Source organism: Bradyrhizobium tropiciagri, from assembly GCF_018130545.1.
Taxonomy (GTDB): Bacteria; Pseudomonadota; Alphaproteobacteria; order Rhizobiales; family Xanthobacteraceae; genus Bradyrhizobium; species Bradyrhizobium tropiciagri_A.
In genome coordinates this window covers 918,091-942,126 of record NZ_JAFCKF010000001.1, presented here as the reverse complement: position 1 = coordinate 942,126, position 24,036 = coordinate 918,091, and the positions used below count along the sequence as shown (strand labels likewise).

Here is a 24,036-nt window from a genome sequence, read left to right as displayed (position 1 = left end):
GCGCACGTGGATTCCGCTGCTGCCATGGTAGGGAAACACCATGGCGCGGCTCCCCAGATCGCGCGTGGGAGTGGAAATGTCCGATCTCGGCCTCGCCGAAATTCCTGTCGACGAACAAGAACGGCCGCTGCCGCCGCCAGTGACCAGGCCGGCGCGCAATGCGCTGCTCGACGGGCCGATTCTGCGCACGCTGTTGTGGCTTGCATGGCCCAACGTGATCGCGCTCTCCGCCGGCACCTGCGTTGTCATTGCCGAGACCTCCTATATCGGCCGGCTCGGCGTCGAGTCGTTGGCGGCGATGGCGCTGCTGTTTCCCTGCGTGATCCTGACCATGACGATGTCCGGCGGCGCGATGGGCGGCGGCGTTGCATCCGCGATCGCACGCGCGCTCGGCGCCGGCGAGATCGATCGCGCCTCGACGCTCGCCATGCATGCGCTGATGATCGGACTGACGTTTGGTCTCACCTTCATGCTGGGCATGCTGATCTTCGGCCCGCGTTTGCTCGAACTGCTCGGCGGCCGCGGCAACGTGCTGGCGCAGGCGATCGCCTATTCGCAGATCTTCTTCGGCGGCGCGATCCTGCCCTGGCTGATGAACACGATGGCCGGCATCCTGCGCGGCACCGGCAACATGAAGCTGCCGTCGACCATGATCCTGTCGTCGGCGGTATGCCAGATCATCCTCGGCGGCACGCTCGGGCTCGGCCTCGGTCCGGTGCCGCAATTCGGTATGCGCGGCGTCGCGGCGGGTTCGCTGATCGCCTATTCGATCAGCATCAGCGTGATGGGCTGGTATCTGTTCTCGGGCCGCGCCCGGGTAAAGCCGAAGCTGAGGGGACTGCGCGTGCAATGGGCGATGTTCATCGACATCCTCAGGGTCGGCGCCGTTTCCTGCTTCTCACCGCTGCAATCGGTTCTGACGATCTCGATCTTCACCCATATGCTGGCGCAGTTCGGCACCGCGGTGCTCGCCGGCTACGGCATCGGCGCGCGGCTCGAATTCATGCTGACCTCGGTCGCCTTCGCGGTCGGCATCGCCTCGGTGCCGATGATCGGCATGGCAGTTGGCGCCGAGCGCGTCGCGCGGGCGCGGCGCATCGCCTGGACTGCCGGCACGCTGTCGTTCCTCGCGGTCGGTGTGGTCGGCAGCTTCATCGCCGTCTTCCCCGATCTCTGGGTCAATCTGTTCACCAGCGATCCGCATGTGCGGGCGACCAGCCATCAATATCTCTCGACCGCCGCGCCGATGTACGCCTTCATCGGGCTTGCGATGTCGATGTATTTCTCCTCGCAGGGGGCGGCGAAGGTGCTGGGCCCGGTACTGGCGCAGACCGCGCGGCTGATCTTCATCGGCACCGGCGGCTGGTGGCTGTCGACGCATGAGGCGAGTGCACAGAACTTCTTCGCACTCGCCGCCGCCTCGATGGGCGTGCTCGGCGTGCTCTCCTGCCTCAGCGTGATCCTGACGCGCTGGGGCAAATCAGCGCCGGTCGGCGCGGCGCAACCGGCGCTGTCTTAGTCTATCAGACCGTCATCCTGAGGAGCGCGCAGCGCGTCTCGAAGGATCGACGGCCCCGGTGCTTCGGCGTGCACTCCTGGAAACCAGCTGGGCTGTCGCCCTTCGAGAAGGCCGCTTCGCGGCCTCCTCAGGGTGACGGTCAAAGATACTTCACGCCGCGTTCTTCTCCCTGGCCGATTTCGCCTGCGCCGCCTGCATCGCCGCCGCTCCGAGGTCCATCTGCGTGTCCATGTAGGGCGCGACCTCGTGCGGTAGCACGTCGGCGATCCACACCACCCGGCAGCGCGTGTCGCCATCGGCGAACACCTGCACCGAGGCGGAATGCTGCGTCAGCCGCTCGCTGGTGATCGCATAGACCAGACGTCGTCGCTTGTCGTCGCAATCGACCAGCGTCTCGCGCGCCACGGTGCCGTTGCTGAAAGTCACGGTGCGAACGTCGCCGTCGAGTTGCGTGCCGGTGACGAAGCCCGGCACCAGCCGCGTATGCAGCGCGCCGAAATCGCGCAGCGCGTCCCAGACGTGGTCGGCCGGGGCGTCGATCGGGATGTCCTTTTGAATGGAAGCCATGGGATTCGGTCCTTGCTATTTTGAGTTTGAAAATTGGTCATTGCGAGCGAAGCGAAGCAATCCATCTCACAGCGGAATGAAATGCGTGGATTGCTTCGTCGCTTCGCTCATCGCAATGACGGTTGAGCCTCAAGTCGACACCGCCTCGACATTGTTGCCATCGGGATCGAGCAGGAACGCCGCGTAATAGGTCGGGCTGTAATCCTTGCGGTGGCCCGCCGCGCCATTGTCCTTGCCGCCGGCCTTCAGGCCCGCGCTGTGGAATGTCTTGATCGCATCGTGGCTCGGGGCGCGGAACGCGATGTGCGCGCCGCCCTGGGCTTTGCCCTTGTGCAGATGCAGCCAGAGCGCGGGCTCGCCCTTGGGGCCGAAGCCGGCGCCGCTGTCGTCGCGCGAGCACAGCACGAAGCCGAGCGGCGCCAGCACCGCGGTGTAGAAGCGCACGCTGGCGTCGAGGTCGGCGACGCGCAATCCGATATGGTCGTACATGATGAGGTCTCCGGTCGTTGGGCGCGTCGACGGACGCGCGGACCGGAGGAACCTAGCTATTGCAGCGCAAGGCGTTCTTGGAGAATCTTGCGGTCGCCGCGGGAGGCCTGGCGGAATTTCAGCGGCGAGGCGCCGGCGGCGCGGTGGAAGCTGCGCACGAAATTGGAGAGATCGCCGAAGCCGACGTCATAGGCGATGTCGGTGACCGGACTGTCGTCATCGACCAGCCGCCGCGCCGCATGGCGCAGCCGCGAGCGCACAAGATATTGATGCGGGGTGACGCCGAGCACCGCGGAGAACAGCCGCAGGAAATGGAAGGTGCTTAAGCCGGCCTGCTCCGCGGCATCGTCGAGATCGATTTGATGGTGCGAATTGGCGTCGATCCACAGCGCGGTTTCAACGGCGCGGCGGCGATCGCGCAGGGCTGCGGTGAGGGGCTTTGCTTTGCGGTCCGAGACGAGCTCAACAAGGCGGCTGGCGAAGAGGTGACCGACCTCGTCGAGGCCGACGTCGCTGTTGCCAGCTGCCGCCGTTTGGGCGAGCTCGCCGATCACCATCAATTCCGGCAGCGGCGGCACCGCGCCGACCTGCCAGACTGAGGTCTGGTCGCCGATCGTCTCAACCAGCTCCGGATCCAGGAAGAACGACAGGCATTCGTCACCGACCACATGGTCGTGGGTGCAGGTGTATTCGTCGCCGGGATGGCCGACCAGGATCGAGCCCGCCACCAGCTCGTGGAAGCGGCCGCGGCAATGGCAGCCGAAGCTGCCGCTGCGCACATAGGACACTGAATGGCAGGCGAACTGCTCGACGAACGGCTTGTCGCCGGGCTCCGCCGTGCAGCGAAACTCGTTCACCTTGATGCGATCGCGCTGCAGCAGCGTGGTATCGGTCATACCCCAGATTTAGGCTTGCGGCCGGGGTCGCGCAACGGGCAGCAACACGTCGAACAGGGTCTTGCTGGCGTTCAATTGGGCGCCCTCGATCGAGAGCAGGCGCCGCTTCGAGACGCTACCGCCGTTCGGCGATATCCGGTCGGCATTTTGCCCCGCCTCGAGCACGCGATGGCAGGGCACGATGATCATGAACGGATTGCGGCCGAGCGCCTGCGCCACTGAATAGACCGCGCCGGAGGCGCGCAAGGCGCTCGCCACCTCGTCATAGGTCCGGGTCTCGCCGCGGGGAATGGCGCGGACAATCTGGTAGACGCGCTGATCGAACGCCGGGATCCCGCTGATATCGAGCGCAACGCCCGAGAGGTCGCCATCGCCGCTGCGCATGATCGCGGCGATGCCCTCGATCGCGACCTCGACCTCCTCGGGCGGCCGCATCTCGCGTGCATCGGGATAGAGCTTGAACAGCCGCCTGCGGGTTTCGATCTCGCGCTGCTCGGGAAGCTGCACGCCGGCGATGCCGGCTTCGCCCCATGCGATTCCGCATCGGCCGATTGCCGTGTCGAAAATGGTGTACCCACGCCCCGCCATGACGCCACAACCCCCAGGCGCGATCATAACATCGGTAGCCGCAGGCGCATCCGGAATCTTCACGTTTAGTTAAGCATGTTGTGGCCGGCGCTGTGTGACCTCGACAACGTCCAGTCACGCATCTTCCGGTCACGCATCTTAAAGGCTTTGCCCGCTATCTGGACGCCAGCATGCTGCTCCTCGATACGATCGGCGGAACGATGACGAGCACGAGCGCCGATGCTGCGCCCGGCAGCGCGGGCACAGTCGAGGGCGCGCGCGGGCGCCTTCTCCCGCTCTTCGTGGTGCTGTTGCTGGCGCTGGTGATCCGCCTTGCGGCCGCGGTCTGGCCCAACGTGATGTATCCCGATGAGATCTTCCAGTATCTCGAGCCGGCATGGCGCATGCTCGGCCATGACGGCATCCTGACATGGGAATGGCGCGAAGGCATTCGCGGCTGGTTCCTGCCGACATTGCTGGCCGGGCCGGTTGCGCTCGGTGACGCGATTGCGCCCGGCGGCGCCGGCGCCTTCCTGGTGCCGCGCCTGGTTGCGGCATGTGCGTCGTTGTCGATCGTGGTCAGCGCCTGGTTCTTCGGCGCGCGGGTCTCGCGAACCCATGCCGTCGTCGCGGCATTCGCCGCCGCGGTCTGGTTCGAGTTGATTCTGCTCGCGCCGCACACATTGGGCGAGCCGTTGGCGACGGCGCTGATCGTGCCGGCGGCGCTGCTGGTGACCGATCATCCGTCTCGGCAGCGTCTTGCGATCGGCGGCGCCTTGCTCGCTTTCGCCTTTGTCTGCCGCTTCCAATATGCGCCGGCCGTCGCGGTGCTTGCGCTCGGCGCCTGCTGGATGCGCTGGCGTAACCTCGTTCCGCTGGTTGCCGGCGGCCTCGCCGCACTGATGTTCACCGCCGCGATCGATCTCGCGCATGGCGCCATGCCGTTTGCCTGGCTGATCGGCAACATCAAGGAAAACCTCGTACACGATCGCGCCACCGAGTTCGGTGTGACTCCGCCCGCGGCGTTTCTCGTCAACTTCCTGATCGTGTGGTCGGCGGCGATCGTGCTGCCGCTTGCGGCGATCTGGCGCGGCTGGCGGCATGCGCCGCTGCTGCTCGCCACAGCGCTCGCCAACCTCGTCTTCCACAGCCTGATCGCGCACAAGGAATACCGCTTCGTCTTCCTGTCGGTGGTGCTGTTCATCATCGTCGCCGCGCTCGGCTCGGCCGATTGGGTGCAATGGCTGCGCACGAAGGACAAATGGCGCCGCTCTGCATTGCCGATCGTCATGGGTGGCTGGGCGCTGCTCTCGGTGGCGCTGGCCGGCGCCAGTGAAGGGATGCGCGAATACTGGACGCGCGGCGTCGGCGCGGCGCAGCTCGCGGCCGAATTGCGCAGCGATCCGCAGATGTGCGGCCTCGCGCTCTACAATGTCCGTTTCCAGCTGTTGCCGGGACGGGAGCGATTGGTCGGCCCGGTGCCACTCTATGTGCTGGCGCCCGCCGATCCGCTCGCCGAGCCGGTCCTGCCGCTGCTGTTGCAGACCACCAAGCCGGCCTTCAACCGCATCCTCGCGCGTCCCGATGCGGCCGGCGATCTGCCGGCAGATTTTTCGCGGCAAAGCTGTGCCCATGTCGGCATCGCCGATGCCTGCATCTATGCGCGCAGCGGGACCTGCGATGCGACGGCCGCCAAGCCGTTTGTCATCAATGACGCGCTCGTGAGGATGGGCCACTAACCACGGGCTTGAATGCGCGCTTGATCCTCCGCCTCCGGCCGGGCTATGGTCCGGCAGGTCACTTCCGAGTGGGGTGACCTCTTGAGATTGCGGGCGTAGTTCAATGGTAGAACGGCAGCTTCCCAAGCTGCATACGAGGGTTCGATTCCCTTCGCCCGCTCCAGCCCTTGGGCAAGATTTCGCGGAACGGTTATGTTTCGCTGCATTCGCAGGAGATCTGATGTGAGGTTGCTTGGAGCGCTACTGCTTGCGCTAGGCGCGCTTTGGATGACAAGGCCGGCATCCGCACAAATGTACGATCCTCGCTATCCGATCTGCATGCACGTGTATGGTGTGTTGCTCGGCGACCGAATGGACTGCGACTTCACGTCATTCGCTCAGTGCCAGGCCGGCGCGGCGGGACTTCCGGCCTCCTGTCTGGTCAACCCCTTTTACGCGCCGGCCTCTGCGCCGAGATCGGCGCGCCGTGAACGATGATTTTTTCCGCTCGTCCTTGCGAGCGTCCATTTGAGATCGATGCATGGGATGGTGGTTCTACGCGCTGGTTGCGATCGTTTTGATCGGATGCGTATTTGTCCTTCGCGCCCGTCGCGGCAGCTCGTCGAACGAGGACGAGGAACTGAACCGGCGACTCGACGAGCGCGTCGATCGCCTTCGCCACGATCTCGCCGAGCGTGATCGCGATCGCGATCAGGATTCCTGAGGCGGGCACACCCGCGGGCAGGCGCGCCGCGATTGTCCCGGGATATTACGGCAGTTTGTTCACGCAACGTGCGCAACTAACGAACCGTACTCAACCTGTTCTTCTCACAACGCGCAGTTATGTTTCCGTAGTTCTCCGCGTTTGAGAACGGAGTTCCGCCGGAACGATCTCGCGGGTTCCGGCATTGGCCCTGTAGAACCGGCCAGCCTCCGGCAGAGAACGGTCGGTTCAAGCCCGCGGCCGGTCGTCCGCTTTCAACCACACCCCCTAGAAGGACGGCCGCCGCGGGTCCAGACCGCACACACTCAGCGCCATCCCATCGCGGGTGCGACGTGTGTCAAAATGCTCTCGATCACATGCGCGTTGTAGGCGACGCCGAGCTGATTGGGGACGGTCAGCAGCAGGGTGTCGGCCTCGGCGATCGCCTCGTCGGTCTTGAGCTGCTCGATTAGCTTGTCCGGCTCGGCGGCATAGCCGCGGCCGAAGATCGCGCGCGTCCGCTCGTCGATGAAGCCGATCTGATCTTCCTCCTGCCCGCTGCCGAAATAGGCGCGGTCGCGATCGTCGACCAGCGCGAAGATGCTGCGGCTCACCGAGACCCGCGGCTCGCGGCTGTGACCGGCCTCCTTCCAGGCGGCGCGGTAGGCGCGAATCTGCGCGGCCTGCTGGATGTGGAAGGCCTCTCCGGTCTCGTCGTTCTTCAGCGTCGAGCTCTGCAGGTTCATGCCGAGCTTCGCCGCCCAGACCGCGGTGGCGTTCGAGCCGGCGCCCCACCAGATCCGCTCGCGCAGACCTTCCGCGATCGGTTCGAGCCGCAGCAGGCCGGGCGGATTGGGAAACATCGGCCGCGGATTCGGTTGCGCGAATCCTTCGCCGTGCAGCAGCTCGAGGAAGATCTCGGCATGACGCCGGCCCATGTCGGCGTCGGTCTGGCCCTCGCCCGGCTGATAGCCGAAATAGCGCCAGCCATCGATCACCTGCTCGGGCGAGCCGCGGCTGATGCCGAGTTGCAGGCGTCCCTGCGCGATCAGGTCGGCCGCGCCGGCGTCCTCGATCATGTACATCGGATTTTCGTAGCGCATATCGATCACGGCGGTGCCGATCTCGATCCGGCTGGTCTTCGCGCCCACCGCCGCCAGCAGCGGGAAGGGCGAGGCCAGCTGGCGGGCGAAATGATGGACGCGAAAATACGCGCCGTCCGCGCCGAGCTCTTCGGCGGCGACCGCAAGGTCGATGGATTGCAGGAGCACATCCGCGGCCGAGCGGGCCTGGGATTGCGGCGAGGGCGTCCAGTGCCCGAACGAGAGGAATCCGATTTTCTTCATGTCGGCAATGTAGGCATATCAGGCGCGAATTGCGATCGGTGGCGGCCGCTGGGGTGACGGAAATCATCCCCCGCATGACGAAAAGTGTTTACCGGCCGGGAAATCTTTCTGCAGCAGATGTTGCGGGTTGCGCGGTTCGCGCCGCTGCGCAACTGCGCATGCGTGCAGGTCTTGCCGCCCGCGCCACAGCGTGACTTGCGATCTGGAGACGCGCCGCCTAGCTTTCCGCCACGATTTCTCCCGCCACCACGTTCCCGCAGGTCCCGATGCCGCAGCCGCTTCTGTTTCAGCCGATCACGCTTCGCGGCGTAACCTCCCGAAACCGCATCCTGATTTCGCCGATGTGCCAGTATTCGGCGATCGACGGCGTCGCCAATGATTGGCACCTTGTTCATCTCGGTAAATTTGCCCAGGGCGGCGCCGGCATCGTGATGGTCGAGGCCGCGGCGGTGGCCGCCGAGGGCCGCATCACCCATGGTGATGTCGGCATCTGGAACGACGAGCAGATCGCGCCGCTGGAGCGCATCGCGGCCTTCCTGAAGGACAACGGCGCGGTGCCGGCGATCCAGCTCGCACATGCCGGCCGCAAGGCCAGCATGCAACGACCCTGGTACGGCAATGCGGCGCTCGATGACGCCGACCACGCCCGCGGCGATCTGCCGTGGCAGACGGTGGCGCCGAGCGCGATCCCGATGGAGGAAGGCTGGCTGATGCCGCACGCGCTCGAGATCGAGGAACTCGCGGCGCTACGCGAGCAATGGCGACGCGCCACGCTGCGTGCGGTGGAGGCCGGCTTCGAATTCGTCGAGGTGCATTGCGCCCATGGCTATCTGCTGCATGAATTCCTCTCGCCATTGTCGAACCACAGAAGCGACGCCTACGGCGGCGACCGCACCGGGCGGATGCGCTATCCGCTCGAGATCATCGAGACCGTGCGCGCCGCCTGGCCCGCGGAGCGGCCGCTGTCGGTGCGGATCTCCTCGGTCGATGGCGTCGATGGCGGCCTGACGCTCGAGGACCAGGTCGCGTTCGCCAAGGCCGCCAAGGCGCGCGGCGCCGATTTGATCGATTGCTCGTCGGGCGGCCTGCTCGGCTCGGCGACCGCGGCACGGATTCCGCGCGGTTACGGCTTCCAGGTGCCTTATGCGGATGAAATCCGCCGCGCCGCCGAGGTCGCTACCATCGCGGTCGGCCTGATCCTGCATCCGCAACAGGCCGAAGACGTTCTGGCCAACGGCCAGGCCGATCTGATTGCGATCGGCCGCGAGGCGCTGTTCGATCCGAACTGGCCGCTGCATGCCGAGCTTGCGCTCGGCGGCGGAAGCGGTGAAGTGTTCGCATCCTGGCCGAAGCAGTATGGTTGGTGGCTGGAGCGTCGCGAGCCCGGTCTGCGCCGGCTCGAAGGCCCGCCGCTGCCGTTCCGTAGCGTCTAATAAGAACAGCTGACAGAAACTTGGGAGGTCGTCATATGACAACAATCGCAAAGCGTCCCTATCGCGGCGTCTTCCCGGTCGCGCCGACCATCTTCGACGCGAACGGCAACCTTGACCTCGACGGACAGCGCCGTTGCATCGATTTCATGATCGACGCCGGCTCCCACGGCATCTGTATCCTGGCCAACTTCTCCGAGCAGTTCGTGCTGACCGATGCCGAGCGCGAGACCGTCATGCATGCGGTGCTCGAACATGTTGCGGGCCGCATCCCCGTCATCGTCACCACCACGCATTTCTCCTCCGCGGTGTGTGCCGAGCGCAGCCGCCAGGCGGAGGCCGCCGGTGCTGCGATGGTCATGATCATGCCGCCCTATCACGGCGCGACCTTCCGCGTCGGCGAACCGGCGATCTATGACTTCTATCGGGTGGTCTCGGATGCGATCGGCATTCCGATCATGATCCAGGACGCGCCGGTCGCCGGCACGCCGCTCTCGATCGATTTCCTGGCACGGATGGCGAAGGAACTCGGCAATGTCAGGTATTTCAAGATCGAGGTGCCGATGGCCGCCAACAAGCTGCGCGGCCTGATCGAGAAGGGCGGCAGCGTGATTGAGGGGCCGTGGGACGGCGAGGAGGCGATCACGCTGATGGCCGACCTCGATGCCGGCGCCACCGGCGCGATGACCGGCGGCGGCTATCCCGACGGCATCCGCCAGATCATGGATCCGTTCTTCGCCGGCCGCCGCGACGAAGCCGTGCAGGCCTATGCGCGCTGGCTGCCGCTGATCAATTACGAGAACCGGCAATGCGGGCTGCAAGCCTGCAAGGTGCTGATGCGCGAGGGCGGCGTCATCAAGTCGGACGCGGTGCGTCACCCGTTGCAGCCGCTGCATCCGGCGACGCGCGCAGGCCTGATCGAGATCGCGCGCACGCTCGACCCGGTCGTGCTGCGCTGGGGGCGCTGAGCTCTCCACCCGGCTGCCGCATTCACATAACCGTCAACAACGGCATCTACCGTTCCCGCCGGTAGCGGGAGCGGGGACGTTTCCCGCGCGCGCTGGATATGTCGGACTGGTCAGGCGGAAGCAGATGATCGAAACCTTCCGGGTTGGTCGTTTCGCGATGCGCTACGGGCATTTCGTGCCCCGGCTCTACAACTACTGCCGTTCGCTCGGCTTCGAGCGCCAGCATATGCTGCCGTCGCGCGCCTTTTGCTCGGATGAGAGCCAGGGCTATCCGGTGATGCTGCTGGCCCAGCATTTCGGGACGTTTCCGTTCGATCATGGGCGGGTCGGCGGCAAGGTTGCGATCAACCGCCACGGACCTTATGCGCATCATGGCGAAGACCTGGTGCTGATCCAGGCCAGCCATGTCGGCTACAATCCCGATGACGGCCGCTTTGGCGTCTATCAGCGCCACCGCACCGAAGATTGCAGGTTCGGGGATTGCTGCGGCAAGCTCTGCGGCGTGCTGCGCTGGTATGAGGATGACTACGCGCTCGCCTGCCAGCAGGTGCAATGCGGCCGCCTCAATGGCGTGCCGGTGTTCCAGATCGACAACCAGTATCTCGACGACAGCCGCAGCGACGGTCTCTTCCTGGCGCTCGAGCGGATGGTCGAGATGCCGGTGCAGCCGCTGACCGTGCTGAGCACCTCGAAGGTGTTTCGCGCGAACCCGGTGATCCGCGCGCGGCTCGGCGAGGTCTGCTTTGGCGAGACGCCGGAACCGATCGGCGCGGCGCTGTCGCCCGATCTGTTCCACTTCCGCCGCGCGCTGGCCGAAGGTCCCGAGGGTCACGACATTCTCGAGGCGGCGCTGGCTCCGGTGATGCCGGCGCTGGTGACCTCGCCGCATCCCGCATTGGATGCCGCCCGCTTCGTCACCCAGGCCGAGTTCGACCGCACCTACCGCAGCATTTTGCGCGAGCCGGCGTTTGCGACCAAGAACTTGCTGTTCGTTTCCGGCATGAACATCGACGTGTCGCCGCGCGAGGGATTCCGGTTTCCGTTCACCAAATTCGTGCCGTGGGCGGCCTATGCCCGGCTGCGCGACGGCCGCTCGTTCCTGCTGGAGCAGGAGCAACTGGTCGAGACGTTGCGCCGGATGCCGGGCGAGAATCCGGACTGCCTGTCGTTCGACACGACGATCGAGCAGATGACCGCGGCGCCGGAAATCCGCATTCCGATCGGCTGATGCAGATGACGACGCTTCCTGCCTTGCGTGCGCACACCCCGCCCGAACCACACCTCCAGCGACTGGAATTGGTGGTCCGTGAGCCAGGCTTGACCCGCCGCCACTTCATCCTCGGCTGCCTCGGCATGGCCGCAAGCCAGATCGTGCGCCTGCTCGACAGGTTGCAGCAATTGCCGCTGCTTCGGATTCGTTTTCCCTGACCCAAAGCGTTTTCGAGCGAAGTGGACACCGGTTCGCGTGAAGAAAACGCGTCAATACAAGAATCTGAACGCGTTACAGCCAGCGTGACACAGAGAAGATCACCAGACCGACGAGCCCGCCGACGACGGTGCCGTTGATCCGGATGAACTGTAAATCGCGTCCGACCTGCAATTCGATCCGCATAATCAGCGTCTCGGTGTCCCAGTTCTCGACCACCTTGCGGATGAAGGCCGCGATCTCCTGGCGCCGCGATGCTACGGCGCGCAGCGCGGCGACGCGAAGCCAGCGGTTGATGCGGTCGCGCATCTCGGCATCGTCACGCATCCGCACCGCAACCGAGATCAGGGCGGTTTCGATCGCGTCGGCGATCGCAGCCGAGGTCGCGGCGGAGTTCAGTCGCGCCTCGATGGCGTGCCACATCGCGTCGATCTGCCGGATCACGGCGGGATTATCCAGCATGTTCTGCTTCAGCTCCTCGCCCTTGGCGAGGTAGTCGGGATCGGTGGCGAGCCGGTCGATCAGGCGCTCGATCTCGGCCTTGAGCTCGACACGCCAGGGATGGTCCGGCTCGCGCATCTCGTCGAGGGTCTGGCCGATGCCGGAGATGACGCGGTCGGCGACGATGCCATCGACCCATTTCGGCACGAAGCGGTAGGAACGCTGTGAGACTTTCTTGCGGATCGTCTCCTTGTTGTTGGCGAGCGCGACGCTGGCCGATGTGATCAGGCGCTCGACCAGCGCCTGCGCGTCGCCATGCGCCCACAACAGCGCCAGCAGGCGCGAAGCGAGCGGCGCCACCGGAACCGCCGCGATCCCCTGCCGTGTCCGGCGGGTCAGGAAGGCGTTGATGTCGGCGCTCGGCGTCGCCTGCAAGGCCTGATGCACCGCCGAGACCGTGCGCTGTGCCGCGCTGCGGGCATGCGACGGCCGCTCGATCCATTGCGCGGTCCAGCCGGCGATGTCGACGTCGCGAATGCGATCGCCGATCACGCGCGGCGACAGGAAGTTGTTGGCGATGAAGCGGCCGAGCGCGACCGCGATGCGCTGCTTGCTCTGCGGAACGATCGCGGTGTGCGGAATCGGGATCCCGAGCGGATGGCGAAACAGCGCGACGACGGCGAACCAGTCGGCGCAGGCGCCGATCATGGCGGCCTCCGCAAAGGCACGCGGATAGGCCAGCCACGGCCAATGCGCCTGCGCCATCGAGGTCGCCACAAACGCCAGCAGCATGAGCACTAGCAGGGCCGTGGCGAGCGAGCGCATGCGACGAAGGTCGCGCAGCCTGGTGTCCTCAGGCGGAAGCACGGCGCCGATGTCCAATTGCTGCCAAACGCCTCATGCCGTCGCGATGCCGCGCCGCGGTGCGAGCCCGGCCGCAATCGCCGCATAATGTTGCCGAACGCCGGTGCTGCCATGGATCCGCTCCAGCCGGCGCACGGTGAAGTGCCCCTTCGCGATCTTCTGGAAATGGTCCATGAAGATGACATTGACGGTCGCGCCGAACGCCGCGCCGATGATCGGGACCGCGCCGGCCGCGGCCTTGTCCGAGACCACCAGCCCGAACCTTGAGACGATCTCGCTGACCAGGTTGGAGATCACCGGGGCGGACGCATCGACCGCGCCGCGCTCCAGGATGTAGGCGGCGGCGTCGCTGGTGTATTTGCTGATCAGGGCGCGGGCGGCATAGTAGCCGATGTCGACAGTCTCGTCGGTGCGCTTGGTGCCGTAGGCGAACACTTCGAGACAGGCGAGCCTTGCCTCGATGTTGGAGAGATCTTCGCCCTGGTGCCGTGCGATCTCGGCAATCGCGCGCAGCATCAAGGTCGTCGTCAGGGGAAGTTCGACCGCGAGTGCGCCGAAGCCGAACAGGCCGCTGACGCCTCCGGTCACGCCGGCGAGAAACGACGAGAAGGTCACCGCGGGTGAGGGCGGCGGCTTTTCGTCGAGCGTGTCGACGGCCACTTCCAGCCCCTTCATGACCGCCGTGCGCACCAGCCCGCTGAGCTGGCGGTTGGCGGTTTTCGGCAGCAGGTTCAGGACGCGATTGACAGGGACGCCGGCATAGTCAGCGATCCGCGCCGCCAGGTTCGGGCTTTCCAGTATCTTGACCGCGGCTTGGAGTGCGGCGTGATCGCCGGGAGGAAGCACAACGAGCTGGGCGACATCCTGGCTCATTGATACCTGAGAATTGGCCGTATGCCGTTGACGCTCGCGAGGATCGCCGAGCCATTGCTGATCAGCGCGGTCATCTCGGGCGTGATCAGGCCGCCGGGCAAAGCAAGGCCAAGCGCCAGCGTGTTGAGCGCGGCGACGATGGCATAGTTCTGCTTGATCAGGCTGACGGCGCCTTGCGAGATCTCGACCGCCTTGACCAGCTTCCAGAGCGAATCCTCCATCAGGATGACGTCGGCGGATTCGTGGGTGACCTCGGCGCCATGCTTCATCGCGATTCCGACATCGGCGAAGCTGAGCGCCGGGGAATCGTTGATGCCGTCGCCGACCATGGCGACCCTGCGGCCCTGGCGCTGCAGCTCCTGGATCACGCCGGCCTTGTCGGCGGGCAGCATGTCCGCGAAGTGCTCGGTCAGCCCGAGATTCTCGCAGACGGCGCGCGCCACCACCGCATTGTCGCCGGTCAGCATGATGCTGTTCTTGACGCCCAGCGCATGCAGCCGCTGGATCACCGAGCGGCTCTCCTCGCGGATTTCGTCGGAATAGGGCACGAGGCCCGCGAGCTTGCCGTCGACAGCGATATAGAGGCTCGAATAGCCGCGCTCGTCGAGTGCCGCGCGATCGAGCACCGAGGCATCGACCGCGATCTCGCTCTGGCGCATGAAGCGCTGGTTGCCGACATGGACGTAATAGCCGTTGACCTGGCCCTCGACGCCGAGGCCGAGGCGGTAGGTGGTCTCGTTGCACGGCGGAATGTTCACCGCGAGCTGCCGGGCGCGGGTGCGCAACGCTTCGGCGACCGGATGCTGCAGCTTGGTTTCGGCGGCCGCGGCGAGCCCGAGCAAATGGTTCGGCGTGATCTGCTTCTGATAGGAGATCACGTCGATCACGGCGGGCGTGCCGTGGGTGAGGGTGCCGGTCTTGTCGAACACCATGGTGTCGATCCCGGCGAGCTTCTCCATGTGACCGCCGCTCTTGATGATCATGCCGGTGCGCGCGGCCAAGGTCATCGAGGACAGCACCGATGTGGGCGCGGCGACGCGGATGCCGGTGCCGTAGTCGACGATCACGAGCGACAGGAAGCGGTTGAAGTCGCCCGAGACCATGGCGGTGCCGGTGGCGAGCGCCAGCGTCGGGGTCACCAGCCGGTCGGCGAAGCGCTCGGCATGGTTCTGCATGCGGGTGTCGCCGATCGGCGCGGATTCGATCAAGCGCACGATCTGGCCGGCGGTGGTCGCGGTTCCGACCCGCAGCGCCCGCAGCGTGATCTGGCCCTCGCGGATCACGGTGGCGGCAAAGGCGGCTTCGCCCTTGCCGCGATGCACCGGCAGGCCCTCGCCGGTGATCGTCTTCTGGTCGATGGTGGCGGAGCCGTCGATGATCTCGCCGTCGACCGGGATCATCTCGCCGGGATACACCACGACGATGTCGCCGTTCTTGAGCTCGGCAGCGGGGATCGACACCACCTCGCCGTCGCGCAGCAGCCAGGCGGTCTTCGACTGGAATTCGAGCAGCTCGTTGATCGCGCGCCGCGAACCCGCGGCGGTGAGGTCGCGGATCCAGTCGCCGAGCTTGATCAGCCAGGTGACGATGCAGCCCGCCAGCGGGTTGCCTTGCAGCACCGAGGCGCTGATCGCGAGCGTGTCGAGCACATCGATGTTCAGCCGGTTCTCGTTGGCCCAGACCTTCCAGGCGCGCTTGGCGATCGGGATCGCATTCCACAGCATCAGCGGCATGTTGACCGCCGCGATCACCGGATTGGCGCTGAAGGCCATGAACAAGGACAGCGTCGGCAGCGTCAGCGGCGAGCGCTTGGAGACTTCCGGCACGCTGGCGCGCGCCGAAGCCACTTCCGGCGCGGCGCTGGCGCAGAGCGCCTTGACGTCGGCCAGGCTCATCGCCTTGAAGCCGTTCAGCAGCGCGAGCAGCCTCTGCTCGTGCGCCGGATCATATTCCAGCACGAGGCTCGCGCAGTCGTAGTTGATCCGCGCGGTCCTGATGCCGTCCTGCGCCCGCAGCCAGCCAAGGCAGCTCTCACCCAGCTTGCGATTTTGGCCGAGCGCGGGAATGCTGAGACGAATGCGGCCTGGCATCGAGTGGCAGAAGCGGAAATCCATGAATTCGCACTCTCGCCCTTGGCGGTCAGGCCTTCGCGCCTGCCGGCTCCGCCTCTTCCGCGGCGCCCATGTTGGCCTGAATCATGTGGTTGAGTGCAAAGATCGCCAGCGTGACCCAAACCGGGGTCGCGGCGTTGGCGCCGACCTCGAAGATGGTGAAGCCGGCAATGCCGGTGGCGAGCAGGATCTTCAGATCGACGACGTTTCCGGTGGCGACCTTGATGCCGTTGTCGAAGTCCTTGAAGAAATCGACGATCACCCTTGCCGTATGCGAATGCTCGGCGAGGTACTCGGCTTCCTGCTCGATCTTGGTGGCGAGCGCGTCGATCTCGTTGGTCGGCGGCTTGTAATGGCCGCCGGTATGGTGCTCGAGCCGGCCGTGAAATTCGTCGTGCCGTTCGGTGTCGTAGTGCAGCACGATGCTTCCGGTTGCCGGATTGACGATGACCTCCTCGATGCCGGGAATGACGCTGAAGGTCTGCTTGATCTGCTCAAGAAGCTCGGGGTTTTCCTTCGCCGACGGCACCTTCATGCGAATCCGGCCGGGAACCTGATGCGCAATCTGCAGCTTCATCTTGGTCATCGTCGTCCTCTAACAGCATTCGAGCGCCGGCGCGGGACGTGAATGAAGCCGTCGTCAAACACGATTGCCTGCAGCGCCGGTCTCGCCATCGCAAGGACGGTCACCGGCGCACCTCGTCGCGTCGTATCCGGAGCGTTGGGCGCCCGGCTCAGGCCGCGGAGTGCGCCCGGCCCTCTGTCGCCGCCGCCTTTTCCTGCGCCTGGCCTTCGGCTTTCACTTCCGCGACGATGTCGTTCACCTGCTCGTGGGCCTCGGCAAACATCTCGCGTGATTTCTGCGCGAACTTGTAGGTGCCGCGAACGGTGGATTTGAACAGCGGATTGAGCGCGCCGGCCAGTTTCGGCAGATATTTCGGCGCCGCGACCGCAGCAACGCCGAGTGCAAGTCCCGGGAGCAAAGCAGCTTCGAACACGGCTGCACCCACGGCCACCACCGCGACAACCGCGACCGTCTTGTTGATGCCGCCGCCTTCCTCGGAATCCTGCTCGGGGGCGTCATGGTGGAGGCCGGCGTCGTGACTGCTACCATTGTGGTTCGGGTTCATCGGAAATCCCTTGTGACCGCTCAACTGACTGCAGTTTCACCAATAACGGCGGATTGAAATGGATTCGTGACACTTTCATTACAGCCGTCCGACCGGTTCTGGCGGCATGGTGTCGCATCGCAGCAGGAGGTGATTTTGCAGGCCGAGGCCGCGTCCGAATGGCTCCGCAGGCCGCTCCGAGGGCCCATCTATCAATGCTTGTAGATGTCTGTGTTACCGGTTTTATACAAACGCGGCGCCAGGCCGGGTACCGGCCACCACGCTTTGTCCTAGCGGTCCCACGTCACAGGCAAATCCAGCAGGCCGCGGAAGGCCCAGCCGCCGATCCGCGGCGGCTTGTTCTCGATCAGGCGCAGATTCCTGAGCCGCTCGAAGATCGCGGGCAGCGCGACGTCGGCGACCATGGCGCGCGAGGCCCAGGCGCCGGCGCAGAAATGCGGACCGGCGCCGAACGCGATGCTCTTGCCGGCATCGCGGCGCACGTCGAACGCGTCAGGCCGGTCGAAATGCTTCTCGTCGCGGTTCGCCGAGCCGAACATCAGGAACACCCGCTCATTGGGTTCGAAGGCGACGTCCCGGATCGTCCAGGGCTTTGCGATCCGCCGCGGCGACATCCCGATCGGCGAGATCCAGCGGGCATATTCCTCGAACACCTGCAACCACGGGATCGCGCCGCTGATCGCCAGCGCCAGCTGGTCCGGATGGGTCAACAGCGCCCACACCGTGCCGGCGATCGCGTCGCGCGGCTCGTTCTGTCCGCCCGAGATCGCGAGCTTGATGTTGGCACGCACGCTCTCCATCGGCATGTCGGTCTGCAGCAGCACGCCGAGCAGGCTGAGGTCGGGCGTCTTGCGCAGCCTGGGGACCATGTCGTCGATCGCGGCGTCGATGCCCGCGGTCGCCGCATGGCAGCGCGCCTCGATCGCGGCATCGCCGATATAATTGGCCACCCCGTCGATCATGCCCTGCGACCAGGCATTCATGTCCTGGAAGCGCATGTTGGTGAGGCCGGTGATCGATTTCAGGCATTCGGCCGAGAACGGCAGCGCGAAGGCCTGCACGAAATCGACCACGGCGTCAGGCTCCAGTTCGTCGAGGATGCGCTTTGCGTGGCCTGCGAATTGCGCGGTCCAGTGTGATCGCACTGTCTTCGGCGAGATCGTCGGAAAGATCGCCTTGCGCTCGTTCATGTGCGCATCGCCGTCCTTGCGCATCATGTTGTGGCCCATCAATTTGTTCATCAGCCCTTCGGGCTGGTGCGACGAGAACACGTCGATCTGCTTCTCCGAGACGAAGATATCGTCGCGATTGCACAGCAGCGTGCTGCCGAGCTGCGGCACGAAGGCGATCGGCGCCTCCTTGCGCATGCGCGCCAGCGCCGGATAGGGATCCTGCCAGAAGGCTGTGACGTCGATGTCGAAATGGGGGGCGGTGCTCACGGCGCGGTCTCGGGGTTGGCCTCAGGTTTCGGACCAAGCATAGGCGCCCGGTCGTTGCCGGTCTGTCCCTACCGTTTGGGACAGGCCACCGTTAGGGCACCCTCAGTTCAGCCGGCGTCCCGATGCCATCAGCCGCAATGCGATCGCGAACAGCTCGTTCTGCGAGGAGATGCCGAGCTTGTCATAGGCACGCTTGCGATAGGTGAGGGCGGAGTGCAGCCCGATGCCGAGCTCGGCCGCGATTGCTTCCGAGCTGAGGCCCGTCAGGATGCGCAGGCAGACGTCCTTCTCGCGCCCGGTCAATCTGGCGAGCGGCTCACTGGTCGCAAACAGGGTCTTCAGCCGCGCGACCGGATCGGTCTCTGCCGCCGTATCGCGCTGGAAGTGCCGCGCCACGGCTGCGGTCAATGCGGGCGCGACCGCGGCGAGGCGCGCGATCTGCTCGCGGCTGAAGCGGCCTTGCTCGGTGATCTGGTAGAAATTGACGTAGAAGCAGGTATCGCCGGTCCATATCGCGGAGGCGAATTTGTCGACGATGTCGGAATCGTCGAAGAAGATCTTGCGGTAGCCGTCGCTGTACATGCGGCGGGCGAAGGTCGGCAGCAGGATCGGCGCGGCCTGCGCCTGACCCTCGAACACCGCATCGCGGTTCGGGTCGGCCTGATGGAAATGTTCGGAATAGGCGATGCCGAGATCGCGCCCGGTCGGGATGTTGCCGACGTCGAGCAGGCATGCGGCGGAGCGCGGGCCCGTGAACGAAAACACCATGCAGTGACCGACGCCGGCGACGCGGCGTAACGTGCCGATCAGCGCCTGCGCAAAGCCGTCGCGGCCGATCGCCAGCAATGCCGGCGTGATGTCGCTGATGACAGAAGTCTTGAAGGCGTAATCGGCCTTCATGGCGTCCTCCCTGTGTTTCGGGAAGACTAGCAGCGACATTGCGGGGGTGGAAGCGGCCGCGTCCCATCCCCTCGTCATTCCGGGCTCGACGCTGCGCGCCGTCCCGGAATGACGGCCGTGGGGAAATCGCCTCAGGTGCCCGGCACCTGGTCGAGGAACCCGGTGATGCTCCTGATCCGGCCGTCCTTCAGCATGGCGAAGTCGGTGCCCTTGATCGGGCTGTCGACGCCGTCGGGCCCAAGCCCCCAGGAGAAGCGGACATGGTCGCCGAACCCGTTCGGCTCGCCGATCAGCTTGAACGAGAAGTCCGGAAACTTCTGCTGCACGCCGGCAATCAGCGCGTCGACGCCCTCATGGCCGTCGCCGCTCATCAGCGGATCGATGTAGCGCGCATCGGCGGTCCAGTTCTGGCTCAGCATTTCGCGGCGCCGGCTCGGCGTGCGCTCGTTCCAGAGCTCGATGTAGCGGCGGGCGACGGTGGCGTGGTCGGTCATGGTGCTCTCCTTCTGATGGGCCGGACTGTGCGGCTGTCCGGACTATCGAAGGTTTGCTTGCGCCGATCGATTACCTCGGAGGTCATCGCGCGAGCTACGGCGCGATCTTCAGAACGGCCTTCATGTTGGGATGGTAGCGGCAGTAATAGTCGATCGTGCCCGCCTTGGTCAGCACCGACTTGACCGTCTTCTTCGGCGCGATCGTCACGTCGAAGTCGCCGTTCTTCGCGGTCGCGGTGTGGGCCAATACGTCCTTGTTGACCCATTCGATGGTGTCGCCGACCTTGGCCGATGCCTCGGCCGGCGAGATCACCAGATTCTCCATCACGATCTGGATGGTGGCCGCGTGCGCCGGGACGGCCATCGCGCCGAGCGCGAATAATGCGAGCGTCGCGAGATAGCGTCCTGGCAACATCGCGCGCCTCCTTACTTCAGGCTGGCCGCGACATGCTCGGCATGCTGCTGATGGCCCTGGAAGATCTTCAGACCGGTCTGCAGCAGGCTCTTCAGCTCGGGATTGCTGGCCGAGGGGATCAGCTGCGTCTCCAGCGCGGTGTTGACGGTCTTGTGGTAGGCGACCTCGTTGTCGATATAGGCCTTGTCGTAGGCGGCCCCCTTCAGCTTGCCGAGCTCGGCGAGCTTGTCGGCCGCCTGTTTCGACAGCGCCTTGCTGGTGTCGTTGTCCTCCGGCGTCACCTTCAGCTTCTTGACGAGATCGAGTGCCTGCTTGTTCACCGCCTCATGATCGCGCGCCATGTCCTTGGCGAACGCCTTGACCTCCTTGTTGGAGCCTTTCGCCTCGGCTTGTTTGGCGGCATTGATGTCGATCACGCCAGCCGTATAGGCGATGTGCGCGATCTGCGGATCGGTCAGCTTTGCGCCCTGCGCCAGCGCTGCTCCGCTGAGAACGCTGAGCGCGGCGACCGCGATGCTCAATCGAACGAACATGGTTTGACACTCCTGTTGCGCCGGCGTAGCGCGCGGCACGTCGTTGCTTGCACAGGAGTTGGATGGCGCGGACCGGCAGAGGTTCCCAAAAAATCTATGCCGTGATGCCAAGCCGTTTCAGGATCGCCTCGGTCAATCGCTCGCAGCGCCTGCCCGCAAAGGGAAAGGCCTCCATCACGATGGGGCCGATCTTCCGCTCGACATTGTCGCGCAGCATGGTCCGGGCGCGGTGCAGGCGGGTCTTCACGGTCTCCGGCTTCAGGCCGAGGATGTCTGCGGTCTCCTCGACATTCATGCCCTCGATCACGCGGGTGATGAAGACGAGGCGGAACGCTTCGGGCAGTTCGTCGATCGCGTGCTCGACGACATGTTGAATCTCGCGTTGGGCCATGGATTTTTCCGGATCGTCCGTTGACGACAGGGGAAACTGGATGATCTCTGCCTCTAGGGCGCCTTTCGGCAGCTCGGACCACTCCACGTTTGTGTGCTTGCTACGCAGGCGGCCGAGTGCCTCGTTCATCGCGATCCGCGATAGCCAGGTCGAGAGGCTGGAGTCGCCGCGGAACTGGTCCAGATGGGTGAAGGCGCGCATATAGGCGTCCTGGACCACATCCTCGGCTTCGCTGTCGTTGCGGAGGATGCCGCGCGCCAGCCGGAACAGCCGGCGATTGTTCGCCTGCATGATGGTCCGGATCGCCGCTTCGTCGCGGGCTAGCGCGCGCTGCACGAGCTCGGCATCGGCCGCGCGGATCGGCAGCAGCGACGTGACATGGGCCTGGCGCATGGCGGGTTCGCCCTCACTATTGGCGGAATAATACCATTGGATGCCGACCGGACGCACAGGTTCCCGACAAAATGGCGATTGGCCAAAAAGACCGATCAGCGGTTACGGCTTGATGTAGGCCTCGGGATCGCCGTGCGCATGCGCCTCCATCGCATCGAGGAAGCAGCGCACTTTCGCCGGGACAAATTGCCGCGCCGGCAACAGCGCGTGTACGTTGAGCGGCTCGCAGGCATGGTCGGGCAAAACCCGCCGCAATTCGCCGGCGGCGACCGCGGCGCGGGTGTAGCTCGCGGTGACCCGCAGCACGCCGTGGCCGGCGAGCGCCGCCTGCAGCCGGACATGGGCATTCGAGCTGGTGAGCCGCGCGCGATCGACCGCAAGGTGCTCGACGGCACCGCTAGGTGCGGTAATCGCCCACGGCGGATCGCTCGGGCCGGTCAAGAGCGGCAGCTTTCTCAACTCATCCAGCGTGCGCGGCTCGCCGATCTTCTCAAGCAGCGCTGGTGCCGCGAACAGGCCGCGTTCGAGGGTGAAGACGCGGCGGATCACGATGCCGGCCGACGGTAGCGGCGCCTCCAGCATCGCGAACACAATGTCGTAGTTCTCGGCGATCGGATTGACGATGTCGTGCTCGACGTCGATCCGGATCGAAAGCTCAGGATAGCGGCCCATCACCGCGCAGGCGACCGGCCCCGCGTGATGCGCGCCGAATTCGTACGGCGCCTTGATCCGCAGCGTGCCCGCGACCGCGCTGGACATCGCCAGCGCCTCGCTGTGGGTGTCGTGCAGTGCGGTGAACAGCGGGCGCACCTTGCGATAGATGGTCTCGCCGGAATCGGTCAGCCGCAGATGCCGGGTGGTCCGCTCGATCAGGCGCAGCCCGAGATTGGCTTCCAGGCGCTGCACCGCAGCACTGAGGCTCGATTTGGGATGTCCGAGCACGCGCGCGGCCGCGGTGAATCCGCCATGCTCGACAACCTCGCAAAACAGCTCCCAATCGCGCCACTCCATGGCCGATTGTCCATCCAGCGGTACAGTGTGTCCAGCCAAATCGGATTATCCCGGCGGTCGGGATCACTTAAACCTCGTTGCAAGCAACATTGCATCGGGAGGGTGACATGGCACGTGACTTGGCTAACGACGACGGAATTTTCCTGCGCAACGCCTGGTATGTGGCGGCGCTGAACCACGAGCTGATCGACGGCAAGAAACTGGCGCGCACCATCCTGGAGCGGCCGATCGTGATCTATCGCGGCGCCAGCGGAAAGGTGGTCGCGCTCGACGACCGTTGCTGCCATCGCGCCGCGCCGCTCTCGATGGGGCGCGTCGAGGGCGACGATATCAGGTGCATGTATCACGGCATGAAGTTCGCGGCCGACGGCAAGTGCATCCAGATCCCGGGACAGGACGCGATCCCGGCCAAGCTCGGCGTGCGCAGCTATCCGGTGGTCGAGCGCTACAACATGATCTTCATCTGGACCGGCGATCCCGAGCAGGCCGATCCGAAGCTGATCCTCGACTATCCGCCGCTCGAGGACCCGAAGTGGCGCGGCTTGCCGGGTTACATGCACTACAAGGCCAACTGGCTGTTGATCGTCGACAACCTCAGCGACTTCGCGCATCTCGCCTTCGTGCACACCAACACGCTCGGCGGATCCGAGGAATACGCCTACAAGACAAAGCCGGTCGCGATCGAGAAGCTCGACGACGGTTTCCGCGTCGAGCGCTGGCATATGGGCGCCGATGCGCCGCCCTACCACAAGAAGGTGATCGCGAACAAAGCCGATCCGGTCGACCGCCGCAATATCGGCCGCATGATCGTGCCGGGCATCTTCACGCTCGATACCACCTTTGCGCCGGCCGGGCAGGGCGTCGAGAAGGGTGTCCAGGTTCCGGGCACGCGGTCATATCGCAACGCGCAGTTCATGACGCCGGAGACGCGATCCTCGACGCACTTCTTCTGGAACTATCTGCACGATTTCGACACCGACAATCCGAACATATCGCTGTCGCTGCGGCATTCCCTGGAGGAAGCCTTCAACGAGGACAAGGATTTCATCGAGGCGCAGCAGAAGGTGCTCGACGCCGATCCGGACTATCAGCTGCTCGCGATCGGTGCCGACGCGCCGCTGACCTATTTCCGCTGGCTGTTCGCCCGCAGGCTCGATGCCGAGAAAAGCGCGGCGCGCGCCGCCTAGTTGGCGCGGCCGGTGGCCCTCTCCCTGGCCGGAACGTCATCCTGGGGTCGCGAGATCGTGAACCCCGGCATGGCCGCTCCTCCCTTTGATTTGGCGTAGAACTTGCGATCTGAATTCGTCGGTTCTTGATAGGGGTCAAGGTTTCGACCCGTGCTGGCCGGACTATCTCGGCGGCGATCAATCGGTGAATGATTTTGACCGAAAACGCGAAGTTACCGGAACGGG

The 24,036-nt window shown here is 65.2% G+C and carries 26 protein-coding genes and 1 tRNA gene; 9 read left to right on the top strand and 18 right to left on the bottom strand.

Translation table 11 applies throughout. The features are described from left to right. Positions 1-76: 76 nt before the first annotated feature. On the top strand, positions 77-1,519 hold the full coding sequence (locus JQ616_RS04605; protein WP_212012552.1) for an MATE family efflux transporter: 1,443 nt from the start codon (positions 77-79) through the stop codon (positions 1,517-1,519). A gap of 150 nt (positions 1,520-1,669) precedes the next feature. Here the strand turns inward: JQ616_RS04605 and JQ616_RS04600 are convergent, their stop codons facing one another. From JQ616_RS04600 to JQ616_RS04585, 4 genes are all read right to left on the bottom strand, one after another. Beyond that, the gene (locus JQ616_RS04600; RefSeq protein ID WP_212012551.1) at positions 1,670-2,086 is read right to left on the bottom strand and encodes an SRPBCC family protein; all 417 of its coding nucleotides are present in this window, start codon (positions 2,084-2,086) and stop codon (positions 1,670-1,672) included. Between the two features lie 129 nt (positions 2,087-2,215). Next, the gene (locus tag JQ616_RS04595) at positions 2,216-2,575 is read right to left on the bottom strand and encodes a VOC family protein (RefSeq protein WP_212012550.1); all 360 of its coding nucleotides are present in this window, start codon (positions 2,573-2,575) and stop codon (positions 2,216-2,218) included. A 56-nt stretch (positions 2,576-2,631) separates the two neighbouring features. Continuing rightward, entirely contained in the window at positions 2,632-3,471 is an 840-nt protein-coding gene (locus JQ616_RS04590; RefSeq protein ID WP_212012549.1) for a helix-turn-helix domain-containing protein, read from the bottom strand. Between the two features lie 9 nt (positions 3,472-3,480). Then, on the bottom strand, positions 3,481-4,059 hold the full coding sequence (locus tag JQ616_RS04585) for a methylated-DNA--[protein]-cysteine S-methyltransferase (RefSeq protein WP_212012548.1): 579 nt from the start codon (positions 4,057-4,059) through the stop codon (positions 3,481-3,483). Between the two features lie 170 nt (positions 4,060-4,229). Here JQ616_RS04585 and JQ616_RS04580 point away from each other — a divergent pair, with 170 nt between their 5' ends. The 3 genes from JQ616_RS04580 to JQ616_RS04570 all read left to right on the top strand — a co-directional run bounded on the left by JQ616_RS04580 (position 4,230) and on the right by JQ616_RS04570 (position 6,254). After that, entirely contained in the window at positions 4,230-5,777 is a 1,548-nt protein-coding gene (locus JQ616_RS04580) for a 4-amino-4-deoxy-L-arabinose transferase (protein WP_212012547.1), read from the top strand. An 89-nt stretch (positions 5,778-5,866) separates the two neighbouring features. Further along, positions 5,867-5,940, top strand: a tRNA-Gly gene (locus tag JQ616_RS04575). Positions 5,941-5,969: 29 nt separating this feature from the next. Beyond that, complete coding sequence (locus tag JQ616_RS04570) at positions 5,970-6,254, top strand: DUF3551 domain-containing protein (RefSeq protein WP_212012546.1); 285 nt, start codon at positions 5,970-5,972, stop codon at positions 6,252-6,254. Here JQ616_RS04570 and JQ616_RS04565 read toward each other — a convergent pair. Beyond that, positions 6,199-6,489, bottom strand: coding sequence for a hypothetical protein (locus tag JQ616_RS04565; protein WP_212013173.1), 291 nt, complete (start codon positions 6,487-6,489; stop codon positions 6,199-6,201). The genes JQ616_RS04570 and JQ616_RS04565 overlap by 56 nt on opposite strands. A 296-nt stretch (positions 6,490-6,785) precedes the next feature. Next, the gene (locus JQ616_RS04560) at positions 6,786-7,805 is read right to left on the bottom strand and encodes an LLM class flavin-dependent oxidoreductase (protein ID WP_212012544.1); all 1,020 of its coding nucleotides are present in this window, start codon (positions 7,803-7,805) and stop codon (positions 6,786-6,788) included. A 266-nt stretch (positions 7,806-8,071) separates the two neighbouring features. Between JQ616_RS04560 and JQ616_RS04555 the strand changes: the two genes are divergently transcribed. The 4 genes from JQ616_RS04555 (at position 8,072) to JQ616_RS04540 (ending at position 11,631) form a co-directional block, all read left to right on the top strand. Continuing rightward, entirely contained in the window at positions 8,072-9,238 is a 1,167-nt protein-coding gene (locus JQ616_RS04555) for an NADH:flavin oxidoreductase/NADH oxidase (RefSeq protein WP_212012542.1), read from the top strand. 35 nt (positions 9,239-9,273) lie between these two features. Next, positions 9,274-10,203 carry a dihydrodipicolinate synthase family protein gene (locus JQ616_RS04550; RefSeq protein WP_212012540.1) on the top strand — a complete coding sequence of 310 codons (930 nt, stop codon included), beginning with the start codon at positions 9,274-9,276 and terminating at the stop codon, positions 10,201-10,203. A 124-nt stretch (positions 10,204-10,327) separates the two neighbouring features. Continuing rightward, positions 10,328-11,431, top strand: coding sequence for a hypothetical protein (locus JQ616_RS04545; protein WP_212012538.1), 1,104 nt, complete (start codon positions 10,328-10,330; stop codon positions 11,429-11,431). Further along, positions 11,431-11,631 carry a hypothetical protein gene (locus tag JQ616_RS04540; protein ID WP_212012537.1) on the top strand — a complete coding sequence of 67 codons (201 nt, stop codon included), beginning with the start codon at positions 11,431-11,433 and terminating at the stop codon, positions 11,629-11,631. Before JQ616_RS04545 ends, JQ616_RS04540 begins: the two co-directional genes overlap by 1 nt. Positions 11,632-11,704: 73 nt before the next feature. On the opposite strand, the gene JQ616_RS04535 is transcribed toward JQ616_RS04540, so the two are convergent. The 12 genes from JQ616_RS04535 to JQ616_RS04480 form a co-directional block, all read right to left on the bottom strand. After that, entirely contained in the window at positions 11,705-12,937 is a 1,233-nt protein-coding gene (locus JQ616_RS04535; protein WP_212012535.1) for a DUF445 domain-containing protein, read from the bottom strand. A gap of 30 nt (positions 12,938-12,967) precedes the next feature. Then, on the bottom strand, positions 12,968-13,807 hold the full coding sequence (locus tag JQ616_RS04530; protein WP_212012533.1) for an EcsC family protein: 840 nt from the start codon (positions 13,805-13,807) through the stop codon (positions 12,968-12,970). Continuing rightward, the gene (locus tag JQ616_RS04525; RefSeq protein WP_212012531.1) at positions 13,804-15,921 is read right to left on the bottom strand and encodes a heavy metal translocating P-type ATPase; all 2,118 of its coding nucleotides are present in this window, start codon (positions 15,919-15,921) and stop codon (positions 13,804-13,806) included. Before JQ616_RS04525 ends, JQ616_RS04530 begins: the two co-directional genes overlap by 4 nt. Before the next feature lie 25 nt (positions 15,922-15,946). Then, entirely contained in the window at positions 15,947-16,504 is a 558-nt protein-coding gene (locus tag JQ616_RS04520; RefSeq protein WP_212012529.1) for an HMA2 domain-containing protein, read from the bottom strand. A 148-nt stretch (positions 16,505-16,652) separates the two neighbouring features. Next, a complete protein-coding gene (locus JQ616_RS04515) occupies positions 16,653-17,048 on the bottom strand; it encodes a DUF5132 domain-containing protein (protein ID WP_212012527.1) in 396 nt (131 codons plus the stop codon). A gap of 269 nt (positions 17,049-17,317) precedes the next feature. Beyond that, positions 17,318-18,487 carry a cytochrome P450 gene (locus tag JQ616_RS04510; protein WP_212012526.1) on the bottom strand — a complete coding sequence of 390 codons (1,170 nt, stop codon included), beginning with the start codon at positions 18,485-18,487 and terminating at the stop codon, positions 17,318-17,320. A gap of 102 nt (positions 18,488-18,589) precedes the next feature. Next, positions 18,590-19,387, bottom strand: a complete 798-nt coding sequence (locus JQ616_RS04505) for a helix-turn-helix transcriptional regulator (RefSeq protein WP_212012525.1) — start codon at positions 19,385-19,387, stop codon at positions 18,590-18,592. 131 nt (positions 19,388-19,518) lie between these two features. After that, a complete protein-coding gene (locus JQ616_RS04500) occupies positions 19,519-19,881 on the bottom strand; it encodes a nuclear transport factor 2 family protein (protein WP_212012524.1) in 363 nt (120 codons plus the stop codon). Positions 19,882-19,975: 94 nt separating this feature from the next. After that, positions 19,976-20,296, bottom strand: coding sequence for a cupredoxin domain-containing protein (locus tag JQ616_RS04495; RefSeq protein ID WP_212012523.1), 321 nt, complete (start codon positions 20,294-20,296; stop codon positions 19,976-19,978). A gap of 11 nt (positions 20,297-20,307) precedes the next feature. Beyond that, positions 20,308-20,829 (bottom strand): DUF4142 domain-containing protein, encoded by a 522-nt coding sequence (locus JQ616_RS04490; RefSeq protein WP_212012522.1) that lies wholly within the window; start codon positions 20,827-20,829, stop codon positions 20,308-20,310. A gap of 94 nt (positions 20,830-20,923) precedes the next feature. Beyond that, positions 20,924-21,613: an RNA polymerase sigma factor gene (locus JQ616_RS04485; protein ID WP_212012521.1), complete on the bottom strand. Its 690-nt coding sequence runs from the start codon at positions 21,611-21,613 to the stop codon at positions 20,924-20,926. Between the two features lie 102 nt (positions 21,614-21,715). After that, a complete protein-coding gene (locus tag JQ616_RS04480) occupies positions 21,716-22,624 on the bottom strand; it encodes a LysR family transcriptional regulator (protein WP_212012519.1) in 909 nt (302 codons plus the stop codon). A gap of 107 nt (positions 22,625-22,731) precedes the next feature. Here JQ616_RS04480 and JQ616_RS04475 point away from each other — a divergent pair, with 107 nt between their 5' ends. Then, the gene (locus JQ616_RS04475; RefSeq protein ID WP_212012517.1) at positions 22,732-23,811 is read left to right on the top strand and encodes an aromatic ring-hydroxylating dioxygenase subunit alpha; all 1,080 of its coding nucleotides are present in this window, start codon (positions 22,732-22,734) and stop codon (positions 23,809-23,811) included. Positions 23,812-24,036 lie beyond the last annotated feature (225 nt).

What these genes read in the sequence shown, in the direction of transcription:
- JQ616_RS04485 (WP_212012521.1), bottom strand. Translation starts at nt 21,613, where the DNA reads ATGCGCCAGGCCCATGTCACGTCGCTGCTGCCGATCCGCGCGGCCGAT.
- JQ616_RS04570 (WP_212012546.1), top strand. Translation starts at nt 5,970, where the DNA reads ATGTTTCGCTGCATTCGCAGGAGATCTGATGTGAGGTTGCTTGGAGCG.
- JQ616_RS04540 (WP_212012537.1), top strand. Translation starts at nt 11,431, where the DNA reads ATGCAGATGACGACGCTTCCTGCCTTGCGTGCGCACACCCCGCCCGAA.
- JQ616_RS04585 (WP_212012548.1), bottom strand. Translation starts at nt 4,059, where the DNA reads ATGGCGGGGCGTGGGTACACCATTTTCGACACGGCAATCGGCCGATGC.
- JQ616_RS04555 (WP_212012542.1), top strand. Translation starts at nt 8,072, where the DNA reads ATGCCGCAGCCGCTTCTGTTTCAGCCGATCACGCTTCGCGGCGTAACC.
- JQ616_RS04605 (WP_212012552.1), top strand. Translation starts at nt 77, where the DNA reads ATGTCCGATCTCGGCCTCGCCGAAATTCCTGTCGACGAACAAGAACGG.
- JQ616_RS04515 (WP_212012527.1), bottom strand. Translation starts at nt 17,048, where the DNA reads ATGAACCCGAACCACAATGGTAGCAGTCACGACGCCGGCCTCCACCAT.
- JQ616_RS04550 (WP_212012540.1), top strand. Translation starts at nt 9,274, where the DNA reads ATGACAACAATCGCAAAGCGTCCCTATCGCGGCGTCTTCCCGGTCGCG.
- JQ616_RS04475 (WP_212012517.1), top strand. Translation starts at nt 22,732, where the DNA reads ATGGCACGTGACTTGGCTAACGACGACGGAATTTTCCTGCGCAACGCC.
- JQ616_RS04495 (WP_212012523.1), bottom strand. Translation starts at nt 20,296, where the DNA reads ATGTTGCCAGGACGCTATCTCGCGACGCTCGCATTATTCGCGCTCGGC.
- JQ616_RS04560 (WP_212012544.1), bottom strand. Translation starts at nt 7,805, where the DNA reads ATGAAGAAAATCGGATTCCTCTCGTTCGGGCACTGGACGCCCTCGCCG.
- JQ616_RS04500 (WP_212012524.1), bottom strand. Translation starts at nt 19,881, where the DNA reads ATGACCGACCACGCCACCGTCGCCCGCCGCTACATCGAGCTCTGGAAC.
- JQ616_RS04530 (WP_212012533.1), bottom strand. Translation starts at nt 13,807, where the DNA reads ATGAGCCAGGATGTCGCCCAGCTCGTTGTGCTTCCTCCCGGCGATCAC.
- JQ616_RS04480 (WP_212012519.1), bottom strand. Translation starts at nt 22,624, where the DNA reads ATGGAGTGGCGCGATTGGGAGCTGTTTTGCGAGGTTGTCGAGCATGGC.
- JQ616_RS04520 (WP_212012529.1), bottom strand. Translation starts at nt 16,504, where the DNA reads ATGACCAAGATGAAGCTGCAGATTGCGCATCAGGTTCCCGGCCGGATT.
- JQ616_RS04505 (WP_212012525.1), bottom strand. Translation starts at nt 19,387, where the DNA reads ATGAAGGCCGATTACGCCTTCAAGACTTCTGTCATCAGCGACATCACG.
- JQ616_RS04595 (WP_212012550.1), bottom strand. Translation starts at nt 2,575, where the DNA reads ATGTACGACCATATCGGATTGCGCGTCGCCGACCTCGACGCCAGCGTG.
- JQ616_RS04590 (WP_212012549.1), bottom strand. Translation starts at nt 3,471, where the DNA reads ATGACCGATACCACGCTGCTGCAGCGCGATCGCATCAAGGTGAACGAG.
- JQ616_RS04490 (WP_212012522.1), bottom strand. Translation starts at nt 20,829, where the DNA reads ATGTTCGTTCGATTGAGCATCGCGGTCGCCGCGCTCAGCGTTCTCAGC.
- JQ616_RS04545 (WP_212012538.1), top strand. Translation starts at nt 10,328, where the DNA reads ATGATCGAAACCTTCCGGGTTGGTCGTTTCGCGATGCGCTACGGGCAT.
- JQ616_RS04580 (WP_212012547.1), top strand. Translation starts at nt 4,230, where the DNA reads ATGCTGCTCCTCGATACGATCGGCGGAACGATGACGAGCACGAGCGCC.
- JQ616_RS04600 (WP_212012551.1), bottom strand. Translation starts at nt 2,086, where the DNA reads ATGGCTTCCATTCAAAAGGACATCCCGATCGACGCCCCGGCCGACCAC.
- JQ616_RS04525 (WP_212012531.1), bottom strand. Translation starts at nt 15,921, where the DNA reads ATGGATTTCCGCTTCTGCCACTCGATGCCAGGCCGCATTCGTCTCAGC.